17 protein-coding genes are annotated in these 17,179 nt (G+C 57.0%); 11 read left to right on the top strand and 6 right to left on the bottom strand.

What is annotated here, in order from left to right; translation table 11 throughout:
* Nucleotides 1-13: 13 nt before the first annotated feature.
* From paaA to ACR0AD_RS19710, 7 genes are all read left to right on the top strand, one after another.
* Nucleotides 14-991 (top strand): 1,2-phenylacetyl-CoA epoxidase subunit PaaA, encoded by a 978-nt coding sequence (gene paaA, locus ACR0AD_RS19740; RefSeq protein ID WP_480476985.1) that lies wholly within the window; start codon nt 14-16, stop codon nt 989-991.
* Nucleotides 992-1,014: 23 nt separating this feature from the next.
* Entirely contained in the window at nt 1,015-1,299 is a 285-nt protein-coding gene (gene paaB, locus ACR0AD_RS19735; RefSeq protein ID WP_209507558.1) for a 1,2-phenylacetyl-CoA epoxidase subunit PaaB, read from the top strand.
* Nucleotides 1,299-2,057, top strand: a complete 759-nt coding sequence (gene paaC, locus ACR0AD_RS19730; protein ID WP_480489203.1) for a 1,2-phenylacetyl-CoA epoxidase subunit PaaC — start codon at nt 1,299-1,301, stop codon at nt 2,055-2,057. The genes paaB and paaC overlap by 1 nt, the downstream gene beginning before the upstream one ends.
* A gap of 6 nt (nt 2,058-2,063) precedes the next feature.
* A complete protein-coding gene (gene paaD / locus ACR0AD_RS19725; protein ID WP_267366243.1) occupies nt 2,064-2,525 on the top strand; it encodes a 1,2-phenylacetyl-CoA epoxidase subunit PaaD in 462 nt (153 codons plus the stop codon).
* Between the two features lie 13 nt (nt 2,526-2,538).
* The gene (locus ACR0AD_RS19720; protein WP_480484853.1) at nt 2,539-3,612 is read left to right on the top strand and encodes a 2Fe-2S iron-sulfur cluster-binding protein; all 1,074 of its coding nucleotides are present in this window, start codon (nt 2,539-2,541) and stop codon (nt 3,610-3,612) included.
* Nucleotides 3,613-3,625: 13 nt separating this feature from the next.
* The gene (locus tag ACR0AD_RS19715) at nt 3,626-4,387 is read left to right on the top strand and encodes a Phenylacetic acid catabolic protein (protein ID WP_480484852.1); all 762 of its coding nucleotides are present in this window, start codon (nt 3,626-3,628) and stop codon (nt 4,385-4,387) included.
* Between the two features lie 323 nt (nt 4,388-4,710).
* On the top strand, nt 4,711-5,952 hold the full coding sequence (locus ACR0AD_RS19710) for an acyl-CoA dehydrogenase family protein (protein WP_480484851.1): 1,242 nt from the start codon (nt 4,711-4,713) through the stop codon (nt 5,950-5,952).
* A gap of 112 nt (nt 5,953-6,064) precedes the next feature.
* Here ACR0AD_RS19710 and ACR0AD_RS19705 read toward each other — a convergent pair whose 3' ends face one another.
* Nucleotides 6,065-7,297, bottom strand: a complete 1,233-nt coding sequence (locus ACR0AD_RS19705) for a urate hydroxylase PuuD (RefSeq protein WP_480484850.1) — start codon at nt 7,295-7,297, stop codon at nt 6,065-6,067.
* 133 nt (nt 7,298-7,430) lie between these two features.
* The gene (gene uraH, locus ACR0AD_RS19700; RefSeq protein WP_480489200.1) at nt 7,431-7,784 is read right to left on the bottom strand and encodes a hydroxyisourate hydrolase; all 354 of its coding nucleotides are present in this window, start codon (nt 7,782-7,784) and stop codon (nt 7,431-7,433) included.
* 147 nt (nt 7,785-7,931) lie between these two features.
* On the opposite strand from uraH, the gene puuE reads away from it, so the two are divergent.
* From puuE to ACR0AD_RS19685, 3 genes are read left to right on the top strand one after another with little or no spacing between them, the layout of a single operon-like run.
* Nucleotides 7,932-9,344: an allantoinase PuuE gene (gene puuE, locus ACR0AD_RS19695; RefSeq protein ID WP_480489198.1), complete on the top strand. Its 1,413-nt coding sequence runs from the start codon at nt 7,932-7,934 to the stop codon at nt 9,342-9,344.
* Entirely contained in the window at nt 9,341-9,826 is a 486-nt protein-coding gene (locus tag ACR0AD_RS19690) for an ureidoglycolate lyase (protein WP_480489196.1), read from the top strand. The genes puuE and ACR0AD_RS19690 overlap by 4 nt, the downstream gene beginning before the upstream one ends.
* 56 nt (nt 9,827-9,882) lie before the next feature.
* Nucleotides 9,883-11,307, top strand: a complete 1,425-nt coding sequence (locus tag ACR0AD_RS19685; protein ID WP_480489194.1) for a uracil-xanthine permease family protein — start codon at nt 9,883-9,885, stop codon at nt 11,305-11,307.
* 148 nt (nt 11,308-11,455) lie between these two features.
* On the opposite strand, the gene bhcD is transcribed toward ACR0AD_RS19685, so the two are convergent.
* The 4 genes from bhcD to bhcA form a co-directional block, all read right to left on the bottom strand.
* Nucleotides 11,456-12,421 carry an iminosuccinate reductase BhcD gene (bhcD, locus tag ACR0AD_RS19680; protein ID WP_480489192.1) on the bottom strand — a complete coding sequence of 322 codons (966 nt, stop codon included), beginning with the start codon at nt 12,419-12,421 and terminating at the stop codon, nt 11,456-11,458.
* Nucleotides 12,422-12,534: 113 nt separating this feature from the next.
* Nucleotides 12,535-13,698, bottom strand: a complete 1,164-nt coding sequence (bhcC, locus tag ACR0AD_RS19675; RefSeq protein ID WP_480489190.1) for a 3-hydroxy-D-aspartate aldolase BhcC — start codon at nt 13,696-13,698, stop codon at nt 12,535-12,537.
* A gap of 42 nt (nt 13,699-13,740) precedes the next feature.
* Nucleotides 13,741-14,709, bottom strand: coding sequence for a beta-hydroxyaspartate dehydratase BhcB (bhcB, locus tag ACR0AD_RS19670; protein WP_480489214.1), 969 nt, complete (start codon nt 14,707-14,709; stop codon nt 13,741-13,743).
* Nucleotides 14,709-15,899, bottom strand: coding sequence for an L-aspartate--glyoxylate aminotransferase BhcA (gene bhcA, locus ACR0AD_RS19665; RefSeq protein WP_480484843.1), 1,191 nt, complete (start codon nt 15,897-15,899; stop codon nt 14,709-14,711). The genes bhcB and bhcA overlap by 1 nt, the downstream gene beginning before the upstream one ends.
* A gap of 169 nt (nt 15,900-16,068) precedes the next feature.
* Between bhcA and bhcR the strand changes: the two genes are divergently transcribed.
* Complete coding sequence (gene bhcR / locus ACR0AD_RS19660; RefSeq protein ID WP_480484842.1) at nt 16,069-16,917, top strand: HTH-type transcriptional regulator BhcR; 849 nt, start codon at nt 16,069-16,071, stop codon at nt 16,915-16,917.
* Nucleotides 16,918-17,179 lie beyond the last annotated feature (262 nt).

Genomic DNA, 17,179 nt, shown 5'->3' with positions numbered 1-17,179 from the left:
GAGGAGACGGGACATGTATGCCCAGATGGTGGAATCCGAGGCGTCAAACGATGATCCTGAAAAGCTTGCTGAATTTCAGGCGCGGATCGACGCGGATATCAAGATCGAACCCAAGGACTGGATGCCTCAGGGGTATCGCAAGACGCTGATCCGCCAGATCGGACAGCACGCGCATTCCGAGATCGTCGGGCAATTGCCCGAAGGGAACTGGATCACACGTGCGCCGACGCTGCAACGCAAGGCGATCCTTCTGGCCAAGGTGCAGGATGAAGCCGGCCATGGGCTCTACCTGTATTGTGCGGCCGAAACACTGGGTGTCAGCCGCGATGAGATCACCGAGATGCTGCTGGATGGTCGCATGAAATACTCGTCGATCTTCAACTATCCGACCCTGAACTGGGCCGATATCGGCGCGGTTGGTTGGCTGGTTGACGGGGCGGCGATCATGAATCAGGTTCCGCTGCAGCGGACATCCTACGGGCCGTACTCACGCGCCATGATCCGCATCTGCAAGGAAGAGAGTTTTCACCAACGTCAGGGCTACGATGCGATCCGCAAGATGGCCGAAGGCACGCCCGAACAGCGCAAGATGGCGCAGGATGCGATGAATCGCTTCTGGTACCCGTCGTTGATGATGTTTGGACCGTCCGATAAGGATTCCGTCCACTCCGCGCAGTCGATGGCTTGGAAGATCAAGATCAACACCAATGATGAGCTGCGCCAGAAATTCGTCGACCAGACCGTCCCACAGGCCGAATATCTGGGACTGACAATCCCCGACCCGAACCTGAAGTGGAACGAAGAGCGCGGGCACTACGATTTCTCAGAGCCGGATTGGTCGGAATTCTTCGATGTGATCAAGGGCAACGGCCCCTGCAACGTCGACCGACTGGCGGCGCGCAACAAGGCCTGGGATGACGGCAAATGGGTGCGCGACGGGCTGTTGGCCCATGCGCGCAAGAAACAGGCCGGCAATCTGGCCGCCGAATAAGCTTACCCTGAGGAGGAAACCCGATGAATACCGAATGGCCCCTGTGGGAAATCTTCATCCGCGGTCAACATGGGATGAGCCACCGACATGTCGGCTCGCTGCATGCCCCGGACGCGGAAATGGCGATCAAGAATGCACGCGATGTTTACACCCGCCGCAACGAAGGCGTGTCGATTTGGGTGGTAGAAGCCAACAACATCTCGGCCTCGTCGCCCAGCGACAAAGGCCCGTTGTATGAACCCAGCGAAAGCAAAGTGTACCGCCACCCGACCTTTTTCGACATCCCCGAAGAAGTGGGGGCGATGTGATGACCCGCGACGAAGCGTTTCAGCAGTTCCTGCTGCGGATCGGGGACAATACCCTGATCCTGGGCCATCGCGTCAGTGAATGGTGCGGCCACGCGCCAGTGTTGGAGGAGGATATAGCACTGGCCAACACAGCGCTGGACCTGATTGGGCAGACCCAGATGTGGCTTGGCCTTGCCGGCGAGATAGGTGGCGGCAAAACCGCCGATGATCTGGCATTTCTGCGCGACGCGTGGGATTTCCGCAATGTGTTGCTGGTCGAGGTTCCGAATGGTGATTTCGGCCGCACCCTTATGCGCCAGTTCCTGTTCGATGCCTGGCATTCGATCATGCTCGGCCGTCTTCTGACATCCTCTGACGATCGTGTCGCCGCGATTGCTGCCAAAGCCAGCAAGGAAGTCGCCTATCATCTGGAGCGTTCGGCAGAAACGGTTGTAGGTCTGGGTGATGGAACCGAAGAAAGCCACACCCGGATGCAGGCAGCGCTGGATTACCTCTGGCCCTATGTGGGCGAGATGTTTGTCAGCGATGACATCGACGCTCAGATGGCTGCGGCCGGGATTGCGCCAAACCCGGCCGATCTGCGCGAAGAATATGATGCGCTGGTCAAACGGGTTCTGGCCAAGGCGACATTGACCCTTCCGGAAAGCCGATTTGCCCACAAAGGCGGGCGGGACGGGCGCATGCATACAGAACACCTGGGGCACCTTTTGACCCAGATGCAGTGGTTGCAGCGCGCATACCCCGGTGCAAGCTGGTAACATGTGATGCAACGCCACTCGACCGACCAGATCTGGGATTGGCTGGATGCCGTACCGGATCCCGAGATTCCGGTAATCTCGGTTGTCGATCTCGGGATCGTGCGCGATGTGCGTTGGGATGCCGAAACGCTACTCGTGACGGTCACACCAACCTATTCGGGCTGTCCGGCAACATCCGTCATCAGCATGGATATCGAAACCGCTTTGCACGATCACGGTATCGAAGATGTGCGGATCGAAACCTGCATCTCACCAGCCTGGACAACCGATTGGCTGAGCGAAAAAGGCCGCGCCAAGCTGGAAGAGTTTGGGATCGCCCCGCCACAACCGGCGGGCGGGCCAGAGCGCTGCCCGCATTGCGGCAGTAAAGCAGTTGAAAAGGTCAGCCAGTTCGGTTCGACCCCGTGCAAGGCCCATTGGCGCTGCACCGACTGTCTGGAACCCTTTGACTATTTCAAGTGCATCTGAGGAGGAGCACCGGATGGCACGTTTTCATGACCTGAAAGTCACCGACATCCACAAAACCATCCGCGATGCGGTTGTCGTGACGCTTGAGCCTGTCAACGGCGCGGCGGATCAGTTCGATTTCACCGCAGGCCAATACCTGACGTTTCGCCGCGACTTTGACGGAGAAGAGCTGCGCCGGTCCTACTCCATTTGTGCGGGCAAGGATGACGGGGTACTGCAAGTCGGGATCAAACGTGTCGAGGGCGGCGCATTCTCCAGTTGGGCCAATTCCGAGCTTAACGTCGGGGACGTTGTGCAGGCGATGCCACCGATGGGCAGCTTTCACACACCGATCGAAGCTGATGCGGAAAAGCAGTATATCGGTTTTGCTGGCGGCTCTGGCATCACGCCGGTTCTGTCGATCCTGAAGACAACACTGACCCGCGAACCCAAATCCCGCTTTACGCTGATCTACGCCAACAAGGGCATCAACACGATCATGTTCCGCGAGGAGCTGGAAGACCTGAAAAACCTCTATATGGGCCGCCTGAACGTAATCCATATTCTTGAGGCGGATGCGCAGGAAATAGACCTGTTCACCGGTCTGGTGACGCAGGAAAAATGCGCCGACCTTTTCAAACATTGGGTCGACATTCAGAACGTGGACACAGCTTTTATCTGCGGCCCCGAGCCGATGATGCTGGGGATAGCGGCCGCGTTGCGCGCGCATGGTCTTGACGACAGGCAGATCAAGTTTGAACTCTTTGCCAGCGCTCAGCCGGGCCGGGCCAAACGCAAGGAAGGTTCGGCAGATGCGGGCACGCAGGCGAACCAAACCAGCGCATCGATCACTCTTGATGGGTCCACTCAGACGATAACTCTGCCCAAGGACCAATCCATTCTGGACGCAGCCTTGGAAAATGCCATGGACGCCCCATACGCCTGTAAGGCCGGTGTCTGTTCAACCTGCCGCTGCCGCGTTTTGGAAGGCGAGGTCGAGATGCTCGCCAATCACGCGCTAGAGGATTACGAGGTTGAAAAAGGCTATGTGCTGAGCTGTCAGGCCTATCCGGTCACCGACCGCGTGGTCGTGGACTACGACCAGTAAAGGGAGAAGACCGATGACTGACACCATGACACTCGACAGCTATCTGGCCGCAGGCGGTGTGCTGACCAACCCAACCAATGTTCCGCCACGCTACCGCGCCGAACTCATGAAGCTGATGGCCACGTTCGTGGACAGCGAACTTGCCGGTGCTGCCGGATTCGCCGACATCATCAATCAGGGGCCGGGCATCAAGGAACGGATCGCAGCCGCCAGGATTGTTCTTGAGAAAACGGATCACGCCGATCAGGTTCTCAGGATAATGGGTGAGTTTGGGGCCGATACCGAGAGATATGCCACACATCATCCGTGGACGGCTCGCTTGAATCGTGACGCAGATATCGGCGCGACCCGCAGCGCACATGACATGCGTCTTGCCGTATTCAATTATCCGATCTCGGGCTGGACCGACGCGGTCATCATGAACATGCTGATGAGCCGTGCGGTCATGGAACAACTGGCCGAGTTTTCAATGGTTTCCTATCAACCGTTGGCTGAAGCTTTCCGCAGCATCGCCCCGGTCGAAGCCCATCATGGCGCGTTGGCGTTGGAAGGTGCTGTAAAGCTTTCCAGGAACGGAGAGACAGAGCAGATGCAGGACGCGGTTAACTATTGGTGGCCCCGTGTCGCTGTGTCCTTTGGTGGCGATGATCTGAAACGGTTTGAGCTTCTGAAATCGCTGGGCTTGCGCCACAATGGCAACAACGCACTGAAAGAGCGTTGGGTTCAGACGGCAGGTGCCGCCGTGAAACAGCTGGGCCTCAAACCACCGGTCTAGTTCAGTGTGAACACCAAAGGCGGGTTGAGAGGCAATTCCGGGCGCGGGCGATGAGAAGCTCGCCCGGCGGTGCAAATCTCCGATGCGGCTCGATCATCCCCTTAGGTATTGTTAGTCCACCCGGTTCTGAGAGCAATGACCTGACGTTTCACGCCGGCAGGTTGCGGTATTGGTATTTTCCTCTTTTCATATCGGAATGATTGCGCAAACTGAGCGTAATCAAGCGCCGGATTAAACTCACCAGAAGACAGTGCCTTGGCGGCCGTTCTGGCGCGAGCAGAGTTTGAGGACATCACCGCCACAACGCACCGGAAGGAACCGCCATGGATTTTGCCCCATCGCCGCGCGCCACGGAAATGTATGACCGCCTGAAAGCGTTTATGGAGGCGCATATCTACCCGCGCATACGCGATCACAAAGAAGAAATGGCGGCAGGCAGTTTCCCGGTTTCGTTTATGGAAGATCTCAAGGCGTTGGCCCGGGCCGAAGGGTTGTGGAACTTGTTCCTGCCCAGCCTGCGCGACGATGAACCCGGCACCCGGCTGAGCAATCTGGAATACGCGCCGCTGGCCGAACTTATGGGGCAGGTGGCCTGGTCTTCGGAAGTGTTCAATTGCAGCGCGCCCGATACCGGCAACATGGAACTGTTGCACATGTTCGCCACTCCGGAACAGCGCGAGACGTGGCTGGTGCCGCTGTTGAACGGTGAAATCCGATCCTCTTTTGCGATGACTGAACCGGATGTGGCCAGTTCGGACGCGACCAATATTACCACTTCGATACGGCGTGAGGGGGATGAATACGTCATCAATGGCCGCAAGTGGTTCATAACAAACGCCTGCCACCCAAACACCAGATTGTTTATCGTGATGGGCAAAACGGATCCCAATGCGGATCGGCACAAACAACAAAGCATGGTCATTGTCCCGAAGGACACGCCCGGTTTTGAGATTGTTCGCAACCCCACCATTCTGAACATGCACGACCCCGAAGGCCATGCCGAGCTGGTCTTCAAGGATGTGCGCGTTCCGGTCAGCAATCTTTTGGGCGAGGAAGGCAGCGGGTTCGCTCTGGCGCAGGCCCGGCTTGGTCCCGGTCGCATCCACCATTGCATGCGTTCGATCGGTGCGGCGGAAATGGCGCTTAACCTGATGGTCGAACGCGCGCAGGAACGGAAAGCGTTTGGCAAGCAGCTTGCAGAACAGGGCGTGATCCGCGAGTGGATCGCCAAATCCCGGTTAGAGATCGAACAGGCGCGGTTGCTGACCCTGAAAGCAGCCTGGAAGATTGATCAGGTGGGCGCCAAAGAAGCGTTCCGTGAAATTTCATTGATCAAGGTGGTGGCACCCAATGTGCATGCTGCTGTCACGGATCGCGCGATGCAGGTCTTTGGGGCGATGGGCATGACCCCGGATACACCGCTGGCCGACAGCTATACCTGGGCACGCGCGTTGCGATACGCGGATGGGCCGGACGAGGTGCATTTGCAGGCGATTGCCAAGCAAGAGTTGAAGAACTCGAATTTTGGCATGTCGGCCCAATGGTTGACCCCGCCATCGCGCTAGGCCGGGGGCGGCATCAGGTCTTGCGCGCCCTGCTTTGTTTGAGCGGCATAAACTGGGTATTTGTCCCGCGGCAGGGGGTAGGAAGCGAAGGACAGGACGTCCTGCGAAAATCCTACTGCCCTCTGACCTCGCGCACCCATGCGATGATGGTTTGGCGCGCTTCCACGTCCATTTGAACTGCTGAAGGCGGTGGCATGGCATGGCTGATCCCGGCCTGCAGGTAAATCTGGTCGGCGTGCCGGGCTACATCGCCCGGCGTTTCCAAATAAACCTTCTTGGGGGCCCATTTCATGGTGCCATAAACCGGCTCGCGGGCATGGCACATCGAACAATTGCCCAGCACGGTGTCATAGGCTTCTTCAAACCCAGCAGCCGACGCAAATTTTTCTTCGTAAGGTGTCAATGCCCTTGCTTCGGCGTCCTCCCATGTCTCGCCGGTTCTGACAGAAGACAGCCATGCGATCACGATCATGAGGATGACAGTAACACCCCAGGTCCAGTGCGGCCCTTTCCCGGTTGCGTGCATCGTGTTGAAGTAGTGACGGATGGTCACGCCGGTCAGAAAGATCAGGCTGGCGATGATCCATGAATACTGGGTGCCAAAGGCCAGAGGATAATGGTTCGACAGCATCAGGAACACGACAGGCAAGGTCAGGTAGTTGTTGTGCGTCGAACGCACCTTGGCGATTTTCCCATATTTGGCATCCGGCGTCCGACCGGCCTTGAGGTCTTCCACCACGATCCGCTGGTTGGGCATGATCTGGAAGAACACGTTGGCCGTCATGATGGTTGCGGTGAACGCACCCAGGTGCAAAAGCGCGGCACGACCGGTAAAAATCTGATTGTAACCCCAGGACATGGCCACCAGAATCAAGAACAACAACAGCATCAGCGCGGTGGGTTGCTCACTCAGGCGCGACTTGCACATCTGGTCGTAAAGCAGCCAGCCGATGGTCAGTGACCCGCCTGAAATCAATATCCCCTGCCACAACGCCAGATCCGCTTTGGTCGGATCAAGCAGGAACAACTCGCCCCCGACCCAATATATGATCATGAGCAAGGCCGCACCCGAAAGCCACGTCGTATAGCTCTGCCATTTGTGCCAGGTCAGGTGCTCGGGCATACGCGCGGGTGCGACAAGATATTTGACGGTGTGATAGAACCCGCCCCCGTGCACCTCCCACTCTTCGCCATAGGCCCCTTCTGGCAAGGCAGGGTTCGGCTTAAGCATCAGGTCGAGCGCGATAAAATAGAATGACGCGCCGATCCACGCCATCGCCGTGATCACATGCAGCCAGCGGACGGAAAAGGCCATCCACTCCCACAAAACAGCCAGGTCATACATGGCGTTGCTCCTACATATCCAAGTTCTTTGGCACTCTAGGCGACAGAGGTTTCATCGGGTATTGCTACGAAAGATCAAGCAGTATCAAAAATAACAATACAATGTCAGTCTACAGGATCACGCGGTGCAACGCTCAGCTGCCGCGATAGGTCGCGTAGCTGAAAGGCGAAAGTAGCAGCGGAACATGATAGTGGGCGTGTTCGGACATCCCGAACCGGATCGGGATCAAGTCCAGAAAACGCGGGCTTTCAGGTGGCACGCCAGTGGTGTCGAGGTATTCGCCCGCATGAAACATCAACTCGTATTCGCCCGTCGAGAACTCGGCCTCGGGAAGAATTTGTTCATTGGTGCGGCCGTCCTCGTTGGTGAGCAGAGTTTTCAGCAACGTGCGGTCTGTTCCGTTGATCCGGAACAACTCGATCTTCATCCCACTGGCAGGGCAGCCCCGCGCCGTATCCAGGACATGTGTTGTAAGGTAACCGGCCATTTGCACCTCTCGCTAAGCATTGCTGTTACTATTGCAATACCTTCGCGGCAGGCAAAGGCAGTCTGTCAAAAGACTGCTTACAGTATTTTTTGAAAAACATAGGTGATTGTTTGGGTTATTCGTCTTTTCAGCAAGAGGGAAATTGATGTGACGCGGTATCCACGAGACATGACCGGCTATGGCCGGCAAGTGCCAAACGCAAACTGGCCAAACGGGGCCAAAATCGCAGTTCAGATTGTCCTGAACTATGAGGAAGGCGGCGAGAACAACGTTTTGCACGGGGATGCCGCATCCGAGGCGTTTCTTTCCGAAATCACCGGTGCGGCCCCTTGGCCGGGGCAAAGGCACTGGAACATGGAATCCATTTACGAATACGGCAGCCGCACAGGGTTCTGGCGGGTGCATCGGCTTTTGCAGGACCTTCCTGTCACGGTTTATGGCGTTGCCACAGCATTAGCCCGTGCACCGGAGCAGGTTGCGGCGATGAAGGCCGCAGGCTGGGAGATTGCCAGCCATGGCCTGAAATGGGTTGAGCACAAGGACATGGACGCGGAAGAAGAACGCGCCCAGATCCGTGAGGCGATCCGGCTTCATACCGAGGTCGTCGGCAAGCCCCCGCGTGGCTGGTACACGGGCCGCTGTTCGATGAACACGGTCGATCTGGCCGCCGCCGAAGGCGAGCTGGCCTATATTGCCGACAGCTATGCCGACGACTTGCCCTATTGGGTCAAGGCCGGTGGCAAGGATCAGTTGATCGTGCCCTACACGATGGATTGCAACGATATGCGGTTTGCAATTCAGGCGGGCTATACCAACGGCGAACAGTTTGAAAGCTATCTCAAGGACAGCTTCGACATGCTTTATGCCGAAGGCCAAGCGGGCGTGCCGAAGATGCTTTCGATCGGACTGCATTGCCGCCTCATCGGCCGCCCTGGTCGCGCCATGGCCCTGAAACGCGCACTCGACCACTTCAAGAAACATGACGGGGTCTGGTTTGCCACCCGCGAACAAATCGCTGATCATTGGGCGCAAATGCATCCGCCAAGTCAACGGCTGACCCCGTCGGAAATGGACCAGCCAACCTTTGTCGCCGAATTTGGCGGCGTGTTCGAACACAGCCCGTGGATTGCCCAAGCGGCCTTTGATCTGGAGCTGGGTCCCACGCATGACAATGCCGCAGGGGTTCACAATGCTCTGGCGCGCGTATTCCGATCTGCCACAGCCGAGCAGCGGCTTGGCGTCCTGACAGCCCACCCGGATCTGGCAGGCAAACTTGCTGCTGCGGGTCGTCTGACCAAGGAAAGCACGGCAGAACAGGCCGGAGCAGGTCTCGACATGCTGACGGATGAAGAGCGTGCGACCTTCACGGCCTTGAACGACACCTACACGACCAAGTTCGGCTTTCCTTTTATCATTGCGGTCAAGGACAACACCAAAGCAACCATTCTGGAGGCTTTTCGCCGTCGGATAGACAGTGATCGAGACACCGAATTCGCCGAGGCCTGCCGTCAGGTCGAACGGATTGCCGAGTTGCGGCTGATCGAGAAATTTGCGCAATGACATCCACGCTGAAACTCCGGTCACTGACCGCCGAGGCCCTTGCACCGTTCGGCGATGTCATCGAAGTGTCTGGCGCCGTGGACAAATACATCAATCAGGGAAAATGCGCGCGATACCATGATCGCGCCCATCTGGATTTCCATGAGGGGCGCGCAGGGATCAGCGTTTTCCAATCCCAGGCCTTCGACCTGCCCATCAAACTTGAAATGGTCGAGCGTCATCCCGACGGCAGCCAGGCCTTTCTACCGCTTTCAGATAAACCCTTTGTCGTTGTCGTAGCGCCCGACAACGCGGGTGTGCCGGGTGAGCCTGTTGCATTCATTACCGCGCCCGGACAGGGCGTGAATTATCATCGGAACACCTGGCATGGGGTGCTGACACCGCTTCATCCCCCCGGGTTGTTCGCCGTGGTCGACCGAATAGGAAACGGGCCCAACCTTGAGGAATATTGGTTCCAGAACGCCTACACGATCACTGAATAAGGGACATTGCCGGAAGAGGGGCCGGTCCACGTAGTTTTTTTGGGAGGAAAAACGCGATGTCAGATGCAACTTTAGGGACGCCGGAGCAGCTCCGCGACCCGAACTACACCCCGCCAATCCTGAAGGCGGTACCTTTGGGAATTCAGCACGTTCTGGCGATGTTTGTTTCCAATGTCACGCCAGCCATCATCGTCTGTGGTGCGGCGGGTTTCGGGTTTGGTTCAAACAGCCCCGATTTCCCGCAGATGATCTACATGATCCAGATGTCGATGTTCTTTGCGGGCGTTGCGACACTGTTCCAGACCATTGGGCTGGGGCCTGTTGGCGCCCGCCTGCCAATCGTGCAGGGAACGTCATTTGCCTTTATTCCGATCATGATCCCCTTGGTGGTTGGTAAGGGCGTTGACGCGATTGCCGTATTGATGGGTGGTATAGTCGTTGGCGGCCTGTTTCATGCCAGCCTTGGGTTGTTCATTGGCCGTATTCGCTTTGCGCTTCCGCCCTTGGTTACCGGTCTTGTCGTGACCATGATCGGGCTTGCGCTTGTCAAGGTCGGCGTCCAGTACGCCGCAGGGGGTGTACCCGCCATCGGTACCGAAGAATACGGCTCTGGTCTGAACTGGCTCATGGCCGGAACTGTGATTGTTGTTACGCTGGGCCTGAAGTTTTTTGCCCGCGGTATGTTGTCGGTGTCGGCGGTTCTGATTGGCTTGTTGGTCGGATATGTTGTGGCATTCGCACTGGGTCAGGTAAATTTGGGCAATGTTGGGCGCGCGGCTCCGTTTGCAATGCCGAACCCATTTCACTTCGGTATCGAGTTTTCATTCGCGGCGATCATCGGGTTTTGTGCGATGTCCTTTGTATCGGCTGTTGAAACGGTCGGGGATGTGTCAGGTATTACCAAGGGCGGCGCGGGACGCGAGGCAACCGACAAGGAAATTCAGGGCGCGACTTTTGCCGATGGTCTTGGAACTGCTGTATCAGGCATCTTTGGGGCCCTGCCGAACACGTCGTTCAGTCAGAATGTCGGCCTGATCGCGATGACCGGCGTCATGAGCCGCACGGTCGTAACCATAGGTGCCCTGTTCCTGATCATATGCGGGCTTATCCCCAAGATCGGCGCGGTGATCTCGTCCGTTCCGATCGAGGTTCTGGGCGGCGGTGTGATCGTGATGTTCGGTATGGTGGTTGCAGCTGGTGTCTCGATGCTGTCGGACGTGACGTGGAACCGCCGCAACATGGTGATCTTTGCGATTTCACTCAGCCTGGGTCTGGGCTTGCAATTAGAGCCCGGCGCTTTACAGCATCTGCCCGGAACTCTCAAAGTTCTGGCGACATCCGGGATATTGCCTGCCGCTATCATCGCCATTGTCCTGAATCTGGTTCTGCCCGAAGAGCTTTCGGATGAAGCGACGGAAGAGGTGTCCGGTGGAATGGCAGGCCACGGGCTGGGCTCTATCGAACAGGACGATCACGTCTGACCGGTTCAGCCCGGACTTGTAAACGAAGAAGCGGCGCGCTAATCGCGCCGCTTTTTTGGTTTCTGGCCGGTGTGGCAGGCTTGGCCCGTGGCTCACATAAGCAACGCGTCGTTCGACACGACGCTCAGGCGACCACAAGGGAATGTCGTTAGAAATCGACCTCAATCGCGATGCCTTTCTGTACGGCCAGCTCGACAACAGATGCAGCAACCGCCAGATCCTGAAGACCGACGCCCGTGCCATCGAACAACGTGATCTGATCGTCTGATGTTCGGCCCGGGTTTGTTCCGTTGATGACCGCACCCAACTGGATCAGGTCACTTTCTCTGATCAGGCCCTGTGCCACAGCGTGTTGCGCCTCGCCAATCGAAATTGACTGTGCGATTTCATCTGTGAATACGGACGCTTTAGCCAACAACGCCGCCTCGACTTCCTGCTTGCCCTTGGTGTCCGTTCCCATGCACGCGATATGCGTTCCGGGGCTCACATGGTTTGCCATCAGCGATGGTGCAAAAGCCGAGGTGATCGAGATTATGACATCCGCCTCGGTCATGCCATCAAGTTCGACCGCTTCGAACGGAACACCGGCTTCATTGGAGACCTTTTCAATGTTCGGCAACATCTCGGGATGGTAGTTCCAGCCAAGGACCTTTTCAAAGGTGTGGGTCTCCAGCGCTGACCGAAGCTGAAAGGTTGCCTGATGCCCGGCCCCGATCATACCGATCACCCGCGCGTCCGCACGGGCAAGGTGCTTGATGGATACAGAAGAGGCCGCCGCAGTGCGCAAGGCCGTCAAAAGGTTGCCGCCAACCATCGCTGACGGTTTTCCGGTGTCAGGGTCAAAAAGAAAAACAGTGGATTGGTGATTGATCAACCCGCGCTTTTCCAGGTTGTTCGGCCAATACCCCCCAGCCTTCAGACCCAGTGTCAGCCCGGCGCGATCAAACCCGCCTTTAAAGCCGTACAGGGCGTCCTCATGCCCGATGGCTTCGCGCACGACAGGAAAGTTATAGGCGTCCCCTGCGGCCATAGAGGCAAAGACCTGTTCGACAGCTTCAAAGGCCGCGTCGCGGGTCATGAGGTTGGCGATTTCGCGCTCGGGTACGATCAGCATGTCATTCTCCACTTGGAATTCGTGCGCCCGTGCGGTTCACCGACAAAAGCGGGCGCGCACAGGCGACTGTCCGGCCATGTTTGGCCGAATGCTTATTCTTTGAGCATTCAAGCTCAGTACGCACGGCCGCGGGCTGACACCGGCCATACGCATTCGACCTTGCCATTCCGGACGCCCACATACCAATCGTGCACGTTTGCGGTTGGGTCACAGTGCCCCGGCACCAGCTTCAGTTTGTCATTGACCTTCAGCGCCCCGCTCGGATCCATCACGACGCCATGTTCATCCGAGCATTTGATGTATTCGACATCGTCACGCCCGAAAACAACAGGCAGGCCGCTATCCACCGACTGCGCCTTCAGACCTGCATCGACGATTGCTTTGTCCGCCTTGGCATGGCTCATGACGCTGGTCAGGATGAAGAAGGCGTTTTCCCACTCGCCCTGGTCGATCCGCTTGCCGTTCTCATCCAGGATGCGACCGTAATCAGCATCCATGAACGCATAAGACCCGCATTGCAGCTCATTATACACGCCCGAGTTGGATTCAAAGTAGTAAGACCCCGTACCGCCGCCCGAGACCAGATCACACTCGATACCCTCGGCTTTAAGACCGTCTACCGCGTCTTTGACCATCGCGATGGCGGTATCCAGTTTTTCCTTGCGTGCCTCATAGCTGTCGAGGTGTTGCATGGCACCCTGATAGGCCTGAATTCCGCTGAATTTCAGGTTGTCTGCAGCCTCAACCGCCTTGGCGATTTCAATCACTTCGGGTGTCGTTGTGACCCCGCACCGCCCTGCGCCGCAATCGATTTCCACGAAGACTTCCAGCTGTGTTCCATGCCGGACTGCCGCCGCCGAAAGGTCGGCGACATTTTCCAGATCGTCGACACACACGATAATGCGGCTGCCCAGCTTTGGCAGGCGTGCGAGGCGGTCAATTTTGGCCGGGTCACGCACCTGGTTCGAAACCAGAACGTCCTTGATCCCACCACGAACGAAAACTTCGGCCTCGGAAACTTTCTGGCAGCAGACACCGACGGCACCACCGATTTTTTCTTGCAGCTTGGCCACGTCAACCGACTTATGCATTTTACCATGCACGCGGTGACGCATCCCGTGCGCCTTGGCATAATCGCCCATCTTCCTGATATTGCGTTCAAGCGCGTCGAGATCCAAAATCAGGCTGGGTGTCTGGATATCTGCTTCGTCCATGCCGGGCTTGGCCGGAATGTCGTAACCTACTTCGAACTGGTCGAGAGTGCTCATATCTTTCATCTCCGTAATCCTATACCGGGATAGTTTTTTGTTGGGGTGTATTCAGACATTCATCCAGGGCAGCCGGTCCAGATCGACATTGCCACCAGTAACAATCAGTCCGACACGCTTGCCCTTGAAGGCGTCCGGGTTTTTGAGAACAGTGGCCAGCGGAACGGCCGAAGATGGCTCCATCACAATCCGCAGGTGCTTCCATGTCAGTTTCATCGCATCGATGATCTCTTGCTCGGAGGCTGTGTAAATCTCTGAGACGTGGTTTGAAACGAAATGCCAGGTGAGATCCTTCAGCGGCACCAGCAACCCGTCAGCAATCGTCTTTGGCGCATCATCCGCGATGATATGACCGGCCTTGAAGCTGCGATAGGCGTCGTCTGCCTGTTCAGGTTCTGCCGCTATGATTGCTGTTTCTGGGGCCAGATTGGACAGGGTCAAACAGGTTCCGGATACCATGCCACCGCCGCCGATTGGCGCGACGACTGCGTCCAGACCGTCGGTCTGCTCGATAAACTCGCGCGAACAGGTGCCTTGGCCGGCGATGACCCGAGGATCGTTGTAGGGGTGAACAAAGTCACCGCCCGTAGCCGCCTGAACCTCGGCAAATGTCGCTTCGCGCGACGAGGTGGAAGGTTCGCATTCTGTAATCTTCCCTCCATAACGGCGGACCGTGTCCTTCTTTGCTTGCGGCGCTGTCCGCGGCATGACCACGTTGCAGGGAATGCCCCGTTTCATCGCCGCATAAGACAGGCACGAGGCGTGATTGCCCGAAGAATGGGTGGCGACACCTTTTTCGGCCTGTTTCTCATCCAGCCCAAAAACCGCATTGGTGGCACCTCGTACTTTGAAAGCGCCCGGTTCCTGAAAGTTTTCGCATTTGAAGAACAGCTGCGCGCCTGACAGTTCGTTGAGAAAGTCCGAGGTTCGCACCGGGGTGCGGCGGATATGGGGTTTGATCCGGTCATGTGCCGCAAGCATGTCTTCATAGGTTGGGATATACATTGTGCAATCCTTCATCATGCCGCGTTCTTCTGAACGGAACCGGGATGGCCACGATAGTATTCCTGTGCGGCAGCAACTCCGGACCCCAGGTCGATGTTCAGGCCCAGGTCAACCATGCACATCTCCGCAGTGGCGATCCCGGACAGAGCCATGACATCCGTCAGGCTGCCCAGATGCCCGATCCGGAACACCTTGCCCGCGACCTCACCAAGGCCCACGCCAAAGGCAACGCCGTATTTTTCAGCTGCGTGCGTGACAATATCCGTCGCGTTGAAGCCGTTCGGCGTGCGGATTGCGCTTACGGTATCGGAATAGACCGCCGGGCTGCTGGCACAAAGCTCCAGCCCCCACGCCCCCACAGCGGCACGGACCCCTTCGGCAATCCGGTGGTGTCGGGCGAAAACGTTCTCCAGACCTTCACTCAACAGCATCGAGCAGGCTTGATTGAGGCCATTCATCAACCCGACAGCGGGTGTATAGGGGTAAGCATTGTTGGCGTATCCCTTGGTCATGTCCCGGACGTCAAAAAATGTGCGGGGCAGGGTGCCGGTTTTGGTTGCTTCCATCGCTTTCTGGCTGAAACCGACGATGGCAAGGCCAGCGGGCAACATGAAACCCTTCTGCGACCCGGTAACGGCAACATCCACGCCCCATTCATCAAACCGGAAATCCATCGACGCGATTGATGAAACGCCATCAACAAACAGCAGGGCGGGGTGTTGCGCGGCGGTCAGCGCCCTGCGCACAGCAGCGATATCCGACTTCACGCCAGTTGCCGTCTCATTATGCGTGGCTAGAACCGCCTTGATCTCATGGTTTTTGTCGGCGGTAAGGATTTCTTCGTACCGGTCAGCCGGCAGCCCATCGCCCCACGGGGTTTCGACGATGTCGACATTCAGCCCATGGCGCTGGCACATATCGATCCAGCGATGGCTGAACATGCCGTTGCGGGCCGCCAGGACCTTGTCACCAGCGGACAGCGTATTGGTCAGGGCGGTTTCCCAACCCCCGGTTCCGGTCGACGGGAAAATGAAGACTTCGGCACTGTCGCTTTTCAGAATCTCCCGCACGCCCGCACGCGCAGGATGCAGGATTTGCCCGAACAATGGCGAACGATGGTCGATCGTGGGCATATCGCAGGCTTTGCGCAGGCTTTCCGGGATGTTCGTCGGGCCCGGGATGAAAACGGGGTTTTGAAAGCTCATGGATGGTCTCCTTCCGTCCTTGCCAGCACAATAAGTATCAGCGATCCAATTGGAAATTTTTTTGAAAACGTATTTCAAAATTTATCTACCGAGATTTAACTTATAGTTGTCAGTGAGTTATATTTTTCATATCCTGAAATAGTCTTTCATAAATGATCAGAGGGTTTTTATGGAATCGCAAGACAATGACCCGAAGCTCCGTCGCAAAGCCCGGGGAAGGCCGCGGGGGTGGGATGACAAAACCGCGCAGAATACGATCAAATCACTGGATCGGGCGATGGAGGTTTTCGAGTATCTGAGCCAGGCCCAAGGCAAAGCGCTTACTGAACTTTCAGATGAAATGCGCCAGGCACCGGCCACTGTTTATCGTATCCTCGTGACGTTGCAGGGCAGGGGCCTGGTCGAGTTCGACTATGAAGAACAGGTTTGGCACATTGGCCCGCAGGCGTTTGTGATCGGCTCGCGGTTTCTGCGCCGTACCAGTCTGGTGGAACGGGCAAGGCCGATCATGCGCAAGCTGATGGAAACCACGAGCGAGACCGCCAATTTGGGAATTGAGAAAGAAGGTCTGGTGCTGTTCCTGAGCCAGGTTGAAACACATGAAAGCATCCGGGCGTTTTTTCCCCCCGGCACATTGTCACCCATGCACGCGTCGGGCATCGGAAAAGCGTTGTTGGCCCATATGGACGAAGACAGATTGAACCGAAGGTTGGCCGCCGCGAATTTACAGGCTTTTACGGATCAGTCGATTACCAGCCCCGAGGCGTTGAAGAAAGATCTTGCAGCCATCAGATTGCGGGGTTTTTCCGTGGACAACGAAGAAAAGACTACAGGTATGCGATGCATTGCAGCACCCGTTTTCGATATGAACAGAGAGGCGGTCGCAGGGCTTTCCGTGTCCGGGCCAACCAGCCGCGTGGGAGCAACCGAAATCGAACGGCTGAGCCGCCCGGTGATGGAAGCCGCGCGCCAGTTGACGCTGGCTATTGGTGGGACAGTGGTGTCTCCGCAACCCTAAGGTTTTGCCGCCAAATTGCGGCGAATGCTGACCCCAGATCCGTCTGCCGCGCCACAACACCAACGCGCGGAAATGTGCCTCGCAAACAAAAACTGAAACGCGATTCAGATGTACCCATCTCCGGTCACCCGATTTTCAGCACCCCCTTATTATTCTGCGACTTTTTGTTTGTGTTTGTGTTTATTGAACTGTTGGTCGAAGAGGTTTTTGAAGGGTCCGTTTTTCTGCATGAGTTGGTCGAGGTTTCCCTGTTCGGCGATAG

Source organism: Ruegeria sp. BH8 (assembly GCF_056538065.1).
This window is presented reverse-complemented; position numbering and strand designations above follow the sequence as displayed.